The organism is Nocardia sp. NPDC005825 (genome assembly GCF_040630175.1).
Taxonomy (GTDB): Bacteria; Actinomycetota; Actinomycetes; order Mycobacteriales; family Mycobacteriaceae; genus Nocardia.
This window is the reverse complement of the sequence record NZ_JBEXXC010000013.1, coordinates 182,169-194,920: the sequence shown is the minus strand read 5'-3', so window position 1 is coordinate 194,920 and position 12,752 is coordinate 182,169. Positions and strand designations below refer to the sequence as shown.

The 12,752-nt window shown below is 70.8% G+C and carries 11 protein-coding genes; 5 read left to right on the top strand and 6 right to left on the bottom strand.

What is annotated here, in order from left to right; genetic code table 11:
* The first annotated feature begins 40 nt into the window (after positions 1-40).
* The 3 genes from ABZ382_RS29865 (at position 41) to der (ending at position 3,002) form a co-directional block, all read left to right on the top strand.
* On the top strand, positions 41-856 hold the full coding sequence (locus tag ABZ382_RS29865; RefSeq protein ID WP_357095721.1) for a pseudouridine synthase: 816 nt from the start codon (positions 41-43) through the stop codon (positions 854-856).
* Positions 857-921: 65 nt separating this feature from the next.
* Positions 922-1,590, top strand: a complete 669-nt coding sequence (gene cmk, locus ABZ382_RS29860) for a (d)CMP kinase (protein WP_357095779.1) — start codon at positions 922-924, stop codon at positions 1,588-1,590.
* Positions 1,587-3,002 carry a ribosome biogenesis GTPase Der gene (gene der / locus ABZ382_RS29855; RefSeq protein WP_357095717.1) on the top strand — a complete coding sequence of 472 codons (1,416 nt, stop codon included), beginning with the start codon at positions 1,587-1,589 and terminating at the stop codon, positions 3,000-3,002. Before cmk ends, der begins: the two co-directional genes overlap by 4 nt.
* A gap of 64 nt (positions 3,003-3,066) precedes the next feature.
* Here the strand turns inward: der and ABZ382_RS29850 are convergent, their stop codons facing one another.
* Together ABZ382_RS29850 and ABZ382_RS29845 are read right to left on the bottom strand one after the other, a co-directional pair.
* On the bottom strand, positions 3,067-3,819 hold the full coding sequence (locus ABZ382_RS29850) for an SDR family oxidoreductase (protein ID WP_357095714.1): 753 nt from the start codon (positions 3,817-3,819) through the stop codon (positions 3,067-3,069).
* 108 nt (positions 3,820-3,927) lie between these two features.
* Positions 3,928-4,551 (bottom strand): hypothetical protein, encoded by a 624-nt coding sequence (locus ABZ382_RS29845; RefSeq protein WP_357095712.1) that lies wholly within the window; start codon positions 4,549-4,551, stop codon positions 3,928-3,930.
* A 354-nt stretch (positions 4,552-4,905) separates the two neighbouring features.
* Here ABZ382_RS29845 and ABZ382_RS29840 point away from each other — a divergent pair, with 354 nt between their 5' ends.
* On the top strand, positions 4,906-7,104 hold the full coding sequence (locus tag ABZ382_RS29840; protein ID WP_357095777.1) for a bifunctional serine/threonine-protein kinase/ABC transporter substrate-binding protein: 2,199 nt from the start codon (positions 4,906-4,908) through the stop codon (positions 7,102-7,104).
* Here ABZ382_RS29840 and ABZ382_RS29835 read toward each other — a convergent pair.
* Positions 7,101-8,405, bottom strand: a complete 1,305-nt coding sequence (locus ABZ382_RS29835) for a hypothetical protein (RefSeq protein ID WP_357095710.1) — start codon at positions 8,403-8,405, stop codon at positions 7,101-7,103. The genes ABZ382_RS29840 and ABZ382_RS29835 overlap by 4 nt on opposite strands.
* Before the next feature lie 86 nt (positions 8,406-8,491).
* Entirely contained in the window at positions 8,492-9,379 is an 888-nt protein-coding gene (locus tag ABZ382_RS29830) for a LysR family transcriptional regulator (RefSeq protein WP_357095708.1), read from the bottom strand.
* 115 nt (positions 9,380-9,494) lie between these two features.
* On the opposite strand from ABZ382_RS29830, the gene ABZ382_RS29825 reads away from it, so the two are divergent.
* On the top strand, positions 9,495-10,892 hold the full coding sequence (locus ABZ382_RS29825; protein WP_357095706.1) for an MFS transporter: 1,398 nt from the start codon (positions 9,495-9,497) through the stop codon (positions 10,890-10,892).
* Here ABZ382_RS29825 and ABZ382_RS29820 read toward each other — a convergent pair.
* Positions 10,863-11,810, bottom strand: coding sequence for a PHB depolymerase family esterase (locus tag ABZ382_RS29820; RefSeq protein WP_357095704.1), 948 nt, complete (start codon positions 11,808-11,810; stop codon positions 10,863-10,865). The two genes, ABZ382_RS29825 and ABZ382_RS29820, sit on opposite strands and share 30 nt — an antisense overlap.
* Before the next feature lie 117 nt (positions 11,811-11,927).
* Positions 11,928-12,653 (bottom strand): TetR/AcrR family transcriptional regulator, encoded by a 726-nt coding sequence (locus ABZ382_RS29815; protein ID WP_357095701.1) that lies wholly within the window; start codon positions 12,651-12,653, stop codon positions 11,928-11,930.
* Between the last annotated feature and the right edge of the window lie 99 nt (positions 12,654-12,752).

Below are 12,752 nucleotides of genomic sequence, written 5' to 3'. Positions count from 1 at the left end.
GAAGAAGACCCCCAAGCCGGAGCGCAAGATCGTCGCGCCGGTGCTGATCAGCAATGCCAAACCCGCCCGGCACCAGCACGTGGACTTCGAGGAGCGGGCTCCGAAGAAGCTGCCGTGGGGTGAGGGCGAGCGTCTGCAGAAGGTCCTCGCCAAGGCCGGTGTGGCCTCGCGTCGCGTGGCCGAGGACATGATCGACGCCGGTCGCATCGAGGTGGACGGCAAGATCGTGCGTGAGCAGGGTCTGCGCATCGATCCCGAGACCGCGGTGGTCCGGGTCGACGGCGTGCGCGTGGTGATCCGCTCCGAGCAGGTGTACCTGGCGCTGAACAAGCCCAAGGGCTGGCAGTCGACCATGTCCGACGAGATGGGCCGCCCGTGCGTGGGCGATATCGTGGCCGAGCGGATCGCCGCCGGTCAGCGCCTGTTCCACGTCGGACGCCTGGATGCCGACACCGAGGGCCTGCTGCTGCTCACCAATGACGGTGATCTGGCGCATCGGCTCATGCACCCCTCCTTCGAGGTATCCAAGACCTACCTGGCCACCGTGAACGGCGAGGTCCGCAATCGCGAGGTCGGCAAGCAGCTCAAGGACGGCATCGAGCTCGAGGACGGGCCCGCGTCGGTGGACAAGTTCCAGGTGCTCGAGGTCGGCAACGGCAAGTCGCTGGTGAAGGTGGTGCTGCACGAGGGTCGCAAGCACATCGTGCGCCGCCTGCTGGACGCGGTCGGGCATCCGGTGACCGCGCTGGTGCGCACCCACGTCGGGCCGATCGCGCTCGGTGATCAGCGGCCGGGCACGCTGCGCGTGCTGGGCCGGGACGAGGTCGGGAAGCTCTACGAGGCGGTGTCGTTGTGAACGGTGTGGGATCTCTGATCGATGCGGCCGGCGTGCTGACCGGTTCCGCGCAGCTGGTCGTGGCCATGGACGGCCCGTCGGGCACCGGCAAGTCGAGTGTGTCGCGCATGCTGGCGACCCGGCTCGAGGCCAGCTACCTCGACACCGGCGCCATGTACCGGGTGGCGACGCTGCGCGTGCTGCGCAGCGGCGTGGACCTGGACGACGCGGCCGCCATCGCGATCGCGGTGAAGGAACTGCCGCTGACCATCGGCACCGATCCGAGCCGGGAGGTCATCCTGCTCGACGGTGAGGACGTCTCCGGTGAGATCCGCGGCAACGCGGTCACCCGGGCGGTGTCGGCGGTGTCGGCGGTGCCCGAGGTGCGCGAGCAGCTGGTCGCGTTGCAGCGGGAGCTGTCGGCGGCGGCGGGTCGAATCGTGGTGGAGGGCCGGGACATCGGCACCACCGTGCTGCCCGCGGCGGACGTGAAGATCTACCTGACCGCGTCGGCCGAGGCCCGCGCGCAGCGCCGCAACGCGCAGAACATCGCCGAGGGGCGGGGTGACGATTTCGCGGGTGTGCTGGCCGATGTGCAGCGCCGCGACACCCTGGACTCGACGCGCAAGGTGTCGCCGCTGCGTCCCGCCGAGGACGCGGAGCTGGTCGACACCAGCGAACTGAACAAGGACGAGGTCATCGACGAGCTGTATCGCGTGGTGGCCGCACGGATTTCGGCGGGAGGCGCGCAGTGACGCAGGACACCTTCGCCGGTGATGGGATCTGGTCGGACGAATCCGACTGGGACATCGCCGAATTCGAGGGCGAGCAGGACGCCGAGCACGTTCCGCTGCCGACGGTGGCCATTGTCGGCCGCCCCAATGTCGGCAAGTCGACCTTGGTGAACCGGATCCTGGGCCGCCGCGAGGCGGTCGTGGAGGACATTCCGGGCGTGACCCGGGACCGGATCTCCTACGAGGCCACCTGGGCCGGTCGCCGATTCCTGGTGCAGGACACCGGCGGCTGGTCGCCCGATGCCAAGGGGCTGCAGCAGTCGGTGGCCCGGCAGGCCGAGGTCGCCATGAACACCGCCGACGCGATCGTCGTGGTGGTGGATGTGACCACCGGCGCGACCTCCGCCGACGAGGCGGTGGCGAAGACGCTGCGGCGCAGCAAGACTCCGGTCATCCTGGTCGCCAACAAGGTCGACAACCAGAAGCTGGAGGCCGACGCCGCCGAGCTGTGGTCGATGGGTCTGGGTGAGCCGCACATGATCTCGGCCGCGCACGGTCGCGGTACCGGTGATCTGCTGGACGAGATTCTGGCGAAGCTGCCCGAGACTCCCCGCGAGGGCACGGGTCTGCACGGCGGTCCGCGCCGTGTGGCGCTGGTCGGCAAGCCGAACGTGGGCAAGTCGTCGCTGCTGAACAAGCTCGTCGGCGAGGAACGGTCGGTGGTCCACAATGTCGCGGGCACCACCGTCGACCCGGTCGACTCGCTGGTCGAATTGGGCGGCAAGCCGTGGCGTTTCGTGGATACCGCGGGTCTGCGCCGCAAGGTGAGCAATGCCTCGGGCCACGAGTTCTACGCCTCGCTGCGCACCAAGGGCGCGATCGAGGCGGCCGAGGTGGCGGTCATGCTGATCGACGCCTCCGAGCCGGTCACCGAGCAGGACCTGCGGGTGATCTCCATGGTGGCCGAGACCGGCCGCGCCCTGGTGATCGCCTACAACAAGTGGGATCTGGTCGACGAGGACCGCCGCGAGATGCTCGAGCGCGAGATCGACCGCGAGATGGTCCAGGTTCGCTGGGCCCAGCGCGTCAATATCTCCGCGCACACCGGTCGCGCGGTGCAGAAGCTGGTCCCCGCCATGGAGACCGCGCTGGACTCCTGGGACAAGCGCATCTCCACCGGCCGCCTGAACAACTGGCTCAAGGAGGTCATCGCCGCCACGCCGCCGCCGATGCGCGGCGGCCGCCTCCCGCGAGTCCTGTTCGCCACCCAGGCGTCGACCCGGCCGCCGACGTTCGTGCTCTTCACCACCGGCTTCCTCGAGGCGGGCTACCGCCGCTTCATCGAGCGGAAGCTGCGCGAGGAGTTCAACTTCGACGGTTCTCCGGTCCGGGTCAATGTGCGCGTCCGCGAGAAGCGCGACCGCAAGAAGTAACCCGACCCACCCTCGGCATCGGCCCGGGCGACGGCATCCGCGTCGCCCGGGCCGATTCGTCTGTCTAGAGGGCCATTTTGCCGTTGTCGACGGTGTAGACGGCGCCGTGCACGGCGGAGGCTTCCTCGGAGCAGAGGAAGCTGATGATATTGGCGACCTGCGCGGGCTCCATGAGGCCGCGGGGGCTGGCGGTCTTCAGGATGAGCTGGTAGTCGGGCTCGTCGGGGAAGGTGAAGTTCTCGAGCATCGGCGTGATCATGCCGCCGGGGCAGACGGCGTTGATGCGGATGCCGGCGCCGTCGAACTCCAGGGCCATGGCCCGGGTGAGACCGATGAGGCCGTGCTTGGCGGCGCAGTAGCCCGCCGAGTAGGCCTGGCCCTCCACGCCCGCGATCGAGGCCACGTTGACGATGCAGCCGGTGCGTTCGAGCAGGTGGGGGAGGGCGGCGCGGGACAGGAAGAAGGGCGCGCTGAGGTTGACGGCGAGGTCGTGCTGCCATTCCTCGTCGGTGACCTGACCGGTGTGGCGCATGGTGTGCGCGCCCGCGGCGTTGACCAGGATGTCGAGGCCGCCGAAGCGGTCGACGCAGGCCCGGACCACCTGATCGGCCGCCGCCGGATCGGCGAGATCGGCGGCGTGCCAGGCGGTTTCGGGTCCGTCGAAGGTGTCCTTCAGACGCGCCTCGTCGCGGCCGACGCCGAGCACGCGCGCCCCGCCCGCGATCAGCTGCTGCGCCACGGCCCGGCCCAGACCGGAGGAGGCTCCGGTCACCACCGCGACCTTGCCGTCGAATCGACCGCCACCATTGCCCGACATACCCGTCTCCCATCGATCGCCGGGTGGCCGGAAGCCGCCGCCCGCTGAAACGGGTTCTAAATTAGCCGGGTGGCGCGGCCGGGGCGACCGCGCCATCCGGGGTGTGGGTCAGACCAGTTCGGGGACGCGGAGATGGGCGAGGGCCAGTTCGAACTCGGCGACCTCGGTGACCGCGATACCGGCCTGGGCGGCGGCAGCGGCCCGCATGTCCGCGGCTGCCTGGGCGGTGCGGGCCAGGGCCTCGGCGCTCTCGAAGGTGGCGCAGGAGACGCCGCGCCCGGCGGTGCGGTCGACCAGCAGGCTGACGCTGCAGAAGCCGTCCATCTGTTCCATCGCGGGCATGGCCATCGAGCGGAAGACGTCGATCGCCGAATCGATGCGATCGGCGTCGGCTCGGGTCCAGGTCAGGCGGGCGCAGGCGCCCTCTTGCGCGTGGTGGAGTCGGTGCAGCGCGGCGATCTCCCACTCCTCGATGAGCGGGCCGTCGCCGCCGAAGTAGTCCCGTGCGCGGTTGCGCAGCGGGCGCACCCGGCTGGCGCTGTCGTGCATCGCGTTCTCGGAGTCCCACGCCGTGGTGAGGATGCAGCGGCCGGACTCGCGGTCCAGCAGCAGCGACAGACCCACCCAGCCGGGTATTTCGGCCAATTCTGGCATCACTTCATCGCGCATGAATGCAATCCCGGCATCGACAGAGGACAGCTGCGCCTGAATCGTGTTAGAGCGTGCGAACACGTTCGATCCACCTCCTCGGTTACGGGGGCAGCGCCCGGGGTGACGCCACCGACGCCTCCAGCCTGCTCCAGCCCGTTCGCCGTGGCAATACCGGGGCATACCTGGAGCAACCGGACGGGGTGCGCGGTCTGTCGCAGGGTGTGCCGGGTGAGCGCCGGACGGTAGCGTCGCCGCGGTTCGCGGCGACGAGCGAACCCCGTCCCGGGCGTTGAGCGAACCCGTGCCGGGGAGCTGAGACGGCGGTTTCGAGCGGGTAAGGTTCGGGGGAATGTGCGGGGTGTGAAGGACCGAATTGTGCGTGCGGGTACGGAATTCGCGGGGTATCTGATCGAGCGGAGGCTCGGCGGGGGCGGGATGGGGGAGGTCTTTCTCGCCCGGCATCCGCGGCTGCCCCGGTTGGTGGCGATCAAGGTGCTGGCGCGGGAGCTGGTGACGCAGCTCGAGACGCGGTCCCGGTTCGAGCGGGAAGCCGAACTCGTTGCGCGGCTGGACCATCCGAATATCGTGGGCGTACACGATCGGGGCGTGTCGGGCGGGCGGTTGTGGATCGCCATGCAGTATGTGGACGGCGGCGACGCCTCCGCGCTGGACCCGTTCACCCTGCCCGCCGCCGAGGCCGTGCGGATCATCGGGGAGACGGCCAAGGCGCTGGACTACGCGCATTCGATGGGCGTGATCCACCGGGACGTGAAGCCCGCCAATATCCTGCTCAGCCGTGATGCCGCGGGGCAGGAGCGTCGAATTCTGCTGACCGACTTCGGAATCGGGCGGTTGCGCGACGACTCCGCGCAGATCACCCGCACCGGGATGCTGGCCGCGACCATCACCTACGCGTCACCGGAGCAGCTGTCGGGGGCCGCCCTGGATCAGCGATCGGACCAGTACTCGCTGGCCTGCACTCTGTTTCGGCTGTTCACCGGGTCCACGCCGTATCAGGCGGAGACGGCGGCGGCGGTGGTCGCGGGGCACCTGCAGCATCCGGTGCCGAAGGTGACCGATCGGCGGCCCGAGCTGCCCGCCGCGCTGGACGCGGTGTTCGCGCGGGGGCTGGCCAAGCGGCCGGAGGACCGGTTCGACACCTGCCGGGACTTCGCCGACGCCGCGGCGCAGGCGCTTTCGAGCGTCTCCGCGTCGACCATGCCGCCGCTGACGGTGGCCGGGACGCCGCGGCCGGGAGCGGCGACGATCGGATCCGAGGGCGCCACGGCCGCGACGGTCACGCTGTCGCGCGGCGGCGACCCCACCGTGCTCGACGACCCGCGACTGCGGCCGGAACCGGCGACCGCCGCCCGGGTGCGGTCCGGTCGATGGTTGGCGGCGGGAGTCGGCGCGCTGGTGGTCGCCGTCGCCGCCGCGGCGGGAATCATCTGGGCGGCACAGGGTTCCGGGCCGTCCGGTCGCGCCGATCCGGTGAGCGTGGCCGGTCCCTACCCGGCCACGTACCCGGGTTTCGTGCCGCTGACCCAGATCGACGGGCTCGGCGCCAAGGTGGTCGCGCCGGTGTCGGTGGCCGACCCCGCCAATGACGGCCGTCTGCCGTGCGACCCGGCGACCATCGCGGCGGCGCTCCCGCTGACCGGCCCGGACGCCGCACTCGGCCGGACGGTGCTGGGCGCGGTGAAGCTGGCCGTCGATCAGTTCGTGAAGGGCGGAAACCCGCAGGGCGGCAACAAGATCTGCCCCATCACGGTGCGCGAGTTCGACACCGCCGGGGACCAGGCGAGGGCGGCGCGGGTCGCCGAGCAGATCGCCGCCGACGACTCGGTGGTGGCGGTGATCGGTCCCGCGCTGTCGAAGGAGGTCATGGCCGCCGGGAAGACCTTCGACGCGGCCGGACTGCCGTTCCTCACCCCGGTCGCGACGAATCCGCTGCTGGCGCAGTCGGGCTGGAGCGGTTTCTTCCGCGGCCTGGCCAACGACAATGCCGAGGGCCCGGCGCTGGGTCGCTACCTCACCAATACCGCCCGGTTCTCCCGGGTCTGCGTGGTGCGGGACAGCGGCGGCGGTTTCGGGGTGTCGCTGGCGGGCGCGGTGGTGGAGGGCCTCGGCCCGGCCTCGGTGCCGGCGTGCGAGGTCAGCGTCGATCTCGGCGGCGACACCGAGCAGGCCGTGTCCGCCATCGCCGCCGTGAACCCGGACGCGGTGTTCTACGCGGGCTATCCGGCCGCCGCCGCGACCCTGCTGGCCAAGCTTCGGAAAGCCGATGTCACAGCGACTTTCGTACTCGGCGACGGGAGTTACGACCCCGCGTTCAAGTCCGCCGCCGGGTCGGCGGCCACCGGCACCCTGGTGGCGTGTCAGTGCGGTCCGGCCACGCAGCGCTTCCTCGACGAGTATCGCGACGCCACCGGGACCGCCGCCAATCCGTACGCCGTCGAGGCCTACGACCTCACCGCGATCGTGCTGCGGGGCATCGTGTCCGGGCACGGCGGCCGCACCGAATTGCGTGACTATCTGCACGGCTACCACGGCGACGGCCTGGCCCACACGTATGCCTGGTCCACCGGCGGCGAACCGGCCGAGCCGCGGATCTGGCTGTACCGGCTCGCCTAGTCCGTTCGCTCGGACTCGGGGGCAAGGGGTTTCGGCTGTGCCGGCTCGTCGTGTTCCGGCCGCAGGCGGCGCAGGAGCAGCATGGCCGCCAGGCAGCCGGCGCCGAGGCCGATGGCCGTCCACGCCGCGCGATCACCGGCCGTGCTGACGCGGTCGGGCAAGGACGGCAGCGCGTCGCAGCCCCGGTATTCCAGGGTGAGCGCCGCGGTCGGGACCATCACGACGCCCAGCCCCAGGACGGTGCTCGCGGCCAGGCGGGTGGTGACCGCGCCGAAGCTGTATCCGGCCAGTCCCGCGTAGAGGCATCCGCCGAGCAGCGCGGCCCACGAATCATGGTGCTGCGCGCCGGAAGCCAGCAGCGCGAAGACCGACAGCCCGATGCTCGCCGCGGCGGCGGCCACCGGCTGCGGGCGGGGCAGCAGGATCCCGGCGAACAGTCCGAGCGCCATGATCGCGAGCACCGGCGCGAGCTTCCAATGGGCGTGGACGGTCGCGAGGGCGCCACCGGTCGCGGTGAGTGACACCGCGAGCAGCGTGAGGGTGCCGTCGCGGCCCGGCAGCAACAGGGCCGCGATGAGGGCGGCCGCGACCACGACGACGAGCCAGGCGGTGATGGCGATCCAGCTCTTGGTGCCCGGGGTGAGGCGTTCGGAGACCACCGCGATGGTCGCGATCACCACCGCCGCGGCCACGATCGGCGCGAACGGCAGCTGCACGGACGTCGGATGCGTGGTGCTGGCCCGCCCGCAGACCACCGCGCACACCGCGAGCAGCACCGCCGCCAGCACCGCCAGCCAGTCCGGCGGCAGATCCACGAAGGCGCGTTCGAGCACCGACAGGTTCCCGTTCTCGGCGGCGATGGTCTCGATGTGGCGTCCGAGCAGGACACCGGTGAGCCCGCCGAGCAGGTAGCCGACCGCGGGCGGCCGATACCGCAGCGCCGCCGCCCCGGCCGCGCCGAGCAGCACGCCGCCGGCGAGCGAGTCGAGGAAGTTGGCGGTGGCCAGGGTGGCGGAGGTGGAGGTGACCAGCACGTGGTCGGTGGCGAGGACCAGCGCCGCGGAAGCGCCGGTGGCCCACGCGGTCCGGTCGCCGAGCATGCGCACGAGAACCGCTGCCACCACGGCGAACACCGCACCGGTTGCGGTGGCCCGGGGCACGGTGATGGTCAGCAGCGTCATCTGCATGGCGGACGAGTCGGTGCCGCACCCGGCGTCGTAGGGCACGATCAAGGCCATGCCCGCGACCGCGGCGGCGATGCCTCCGCCCAGTGTGTCGAGGGCCGCGCGATAGCGCTGCACGGGCGGCTCCCTGGAGTCGAGGTGACAGAACAGTTACCGTGCGGCAACCGTAACAGTGCGTGGGCTCGCCGGGACAGTGCGCGGGCTCAGCGGGCGGGGCGGCGGGCCGCCCGGTCCACCGCGAAATCGCGGAACCGGCGTACCGCCTCCGACGGTGTCGCGGTCGCCGACCAGATCAGCCCCACATCGCGCGACGCCCCGGCGTCGGCGAGCGGGACCACGGCCAGGTCCGGCGGCGGCGGTTCCTCGGCGGGCACCAGCGCCACCCCGAGCCCGGCCGCCACCAGTCCGTGCACCGTCACCAGGTCACTGGCCTCGAAGGCGATCCGCGGCCGGATCCCGGCCGCCGCGCACAGGTCGTCGAAGATGCGCCGCATCCCGAATCCCGGATGCATGGTGATGAATTCGGCGTCGGCCAGCTCGCTCAGCCGGGTCCGGCGCTGCCCGGCCAGCCGGTGATCGGCCGGGACCGCCAGCACCAGCGGCTGATTCAGCAGCGTGTGCCACCCGATGCCGGGCTCGCTCGGCCGCGGTGAGACCAGGGCCAGATCGGCCTCCCCGTCGAGGACCTGGCGCGTGATCGTCTCGGCCGCGCCCTGGAACAGCCCGAAGTCGACCCGCCCGGCCACGCGCCGGAATTCGGCGATCAACTCCGGCGCCAGCCGACTGCCGAAGGAGTGCAGGAACGACAGCCGCACCACCCCCTTGGCCGGATTGACCCGGTCGGCGACGGCCTGCTCCCCGGCCCGCAGTTCCGCGCGGGCGCGGCGGGCGTGCTCGTAGTACAGGCGGCCGTACTCGTTGAGCCGGATGCGCTTGCCGTGCCGATCGAACAGGGGAGCGCCCAGTCGCCGCTCCAACCGGGCCAGCATCCGCGACAGCGTCGGCTGGGCCAGATGCAACCGGTCGGCCGCCGCGCTCACATTCTCGGTTTCGGCGAGTGTCGTGAACCACTCCAGATCCGCGCCGAGCACACCGCCTCCTCGCTATATACCGCAGCAGCATGAGCCTACCGACCATGATGCATTTCCGATCTAAGCGCCGGTCACGCACCCTGGATCCCGTACCCGATCCATCCTGGAGGCCCCGATGACCAGCGCCGATCAGCCAGTGCGCACACCGCGTCCGATCGCCGCGCTCACGCCCGCGGCGTCCGTCGCGCCGCGGCCCGCGACCGATCCGGAGCTCACGGCGCAGCGCGAATTCACCCTGCCGGACGAGCAGGCCGCCCCCGCCGATCGCCGGGAGCCGGACGGGTCCGCCGAGTTCGCCGGAGCCCACGAGAAGCGGGTCACCGTGGCGCTTTTCGCGGCCGGGCTGACCACCTTCGCGGCCATGTACTCCACCCAGTCACTGCTGCCGAGTCTGTCGGCGGCGTTCGGGGTGTCGCCCGCGCACGCGGCGCTGGCGGTCTCGCTGACCACGGGATTCCTCGCGCTGGCGATCATTCCGGTGGGTGTGTTGTCGGAGCGGATCGGCCGGACCCGGGTGCTGATCGGGTCGGCGGTGGCGGCCGCGGCGCTCGGGCTGCTGCTGCCGTTGTGCCCGACGATGGACGCGTTGCTGGCGGTGCGCGCGGTGCAGGGTGTCGCGCTGGCCGGGGTGCCGGCGGTGGCGATGGCGTATCTGGCCGAGGAGGTCGGCGCCGGCGGGCTGGGTTCGGCGATGGGGGTGTACATCGCGGGGACGACCATCGGCGGACTGTCGGGCCGGTTGATTCCGTCGCTCGCGCTCGGGCTGACGTCGTGGCGGTGGGCGGAGTTGACGGTGTCGCTGGCGGTGGCGGCGGGCGCGGTGTGGTTCGCGCGGACCCTGCCCGCCTCCCGCCGATTCGCCGCTCGCCCGGCCGGTTTCGGGACGCTGCTCGGCGATCTCGCCCGGCAGGTGCGCGCTCCGCGCCCGGCCGCGCTGTTCGGGCTGGCCTTCCTGCTCATGGGCAGTTTCGTATCGATCTACAACTACCTCGGCTACCGGCTGACCCACCGCCCGTTCGGTCTGTCCGAGGCAATGGTCGGCCTGGTGTTCGTGCTGTACCTCGCGGGCACGGCGGCCTCGGCCTACGCGGGCCGGCTCGCCGATCGCCGTGGCCACCACCGGATCCTGGTCGTGTCCCTGGCCCTGATGGTCGTCGGCCTGGCCGTGACCATCCCGGATCACCTGAGCACGGTGCTGATCGGCATCCTGCTGCTCACCACCGGATTCTTCGGCGCGCACACCGCGGCCAGCGCCTGGGTCGGCGCGCTGGCCGAGAACCGCGGCGCCGCATCGTCTCTCTACATGTTCGCGTACTACCTGGGCAGCGCGGTGGTCGGCAGCGCGGCCGGGATCGCCTACGCGGCGGGCGGCTGGATCGGCCTGGTGGGCTGTGTGGCAGTGCTTTTCGCGGTCGCCGCGCTGCTCACCGCCACGCTGTCGCCCCGGGGCCCCGAGCGTGGCGGGACCCCGGAGCCGCGGCTGTCAGGGCAGCGGGTTGGCGTTCAGCAGTGACCACATGCGGTTGTTGACGTCGGTCGCGGCCGCCGAGCCCGGGGTGGGCCACAGGTGAGCCTTCGTCGCGTCATCGGTGGTGTGGTACAGCCGGTACAGCACCTGGGTGCCCGACGCGCACGAGTAGCGCTCGCCCTTCACCACCGCGGTCCCTGTCTCCGCGGCCGGGGTGGCTCCGCAACCGTCCTTGGTACGCCACAGGTCTCGATGCTGCTCGGCGACGATCTGCCACACGATGGGGTCGTTGTCGTTGAGCATCACGCCGAACGACAGCTTGCGGGTGGTCGGGCAGTCGTTGGCGTCCCACGCGCCGCTGGGCCCGGCCCACACGGCGGCGGAGGCGACCAGATCCGAGGCGGAGCACGCCATCCGGGAGGTCATCTGCCCGCCGTTGGAATGTCCGATGAAGTGCACGCGCTTGGGGTTCACGCAGTAGTCGTTGCCGATGGCGTGGACCAGGCTGCGCAGGAACGGAACGTCATTGGCGGGGTTGGAGGCGCTGAACTCCCAGGCCCATTTGTCCGCGGCGCCGTCGTTCTTGCCGCCCTGGGGGTAGGCGACGATGAACTTCTTGCTCTGCGCGACCGCGGTCCAGCCGGTGGCGGTCTCGAAGTGCGTCGGGTTGTCCTGGCCGCCGTGCAGCGCGACCACCAGCGGCGCGGCCCCGCTCAGCCCGGAGGGCACGAAGAGCCGGAAGGGACGGTTGACCCCGTTCTTGTCGGGCAGGGTCAGCGCGAGGGTGCCGCCGGTGGCCGCGCTCGAGCATCCCGCGGGAGATGGCGGCAGGGGGTCGTCGCAGGTCAGGCCGCACGGGGGCAGGCCGACCGCGTTCGCGGGGGCGGCCGCGACACCGGTCATCGAGAGTGCGAACAGTGCTCCGACCGCGGCCATCGCCAGCGCTCTGAATCTGAGCCTCACTGTAATCACCTGTCTGTCAAGCAGTTTCGTGGGACTGTAGCGACAAGAGATCTTTTCGTTCAGGCTCTCGAGCTGATATAGCTGGAATCTGCTAGCGCGCCGGCACGAACCGGTGGCCTACCGTGCGCCGGTGTTCGCGTCGATGAAGACCTGGTAGCCGTCCAGCAGCCGGTCCAGCGCGAACCCGAAATCGGCTTCCTCCCAGTGCATGTCGTCGCTCTCGAAGGCGCGATTGGTGAGCGCGCTGGTGACGGCGGGGAAGCGCTGCGGGTCGAGGACGGAGATGAGGATGCCGGTGTAGTCCTGGTCCTCGCTCTGGCGGATGGCGTCGCGCAGGAACCGGGTGCGGCCGATCACGTAGATCGAGAGATTCACCAGCAGTTGGAGTTTGAGCGCCTCGGGGATGTCGACCTCGGCGAGAGCGTTCATGCCGGTCTCCAGCCAGGCCATATTGTTCGGGCCGAGCGGGGGAGTGGTCATCGGGATGTCGAGCCACCAGTCGTGGGCGCGGATGGCGTGGAACTCGGCCCAGGCCCAGGCTTCCAGTCCGGCGCGCCAGCCCGCGGGCAGTTCCGGGGTGTGGTCGAAGATGCGGTCGTGCAGCAGCACCACGAGGGTGTCCTTGCTGTCGACGTAGCGGTACAGCGACATGGTGGTGAAGCCGAGCTCCTTGGCGACCCGTGCCATGGAGAGCGCCGCGTAGCCCTCGGTGTCGGCGATGGTCATGGCCGTGTCGAGGATCTGCTCGAGGCTCATGCCGCGCCGGGGGCCGCGGCTGCCCGCCTCGTCCAGATCCCAGAGCAGTTTCACCGACTTGGGCAGGGCTTGCGGCTCGGGCGTCATCGGACCTCCTGTCGTGGGTTCGGTTTCCATCTTGCGCCATCGAAGAAACTGTGTAGCCTATAAACAGAGTATATGGCATACACAGTTTCTGAACGGAGC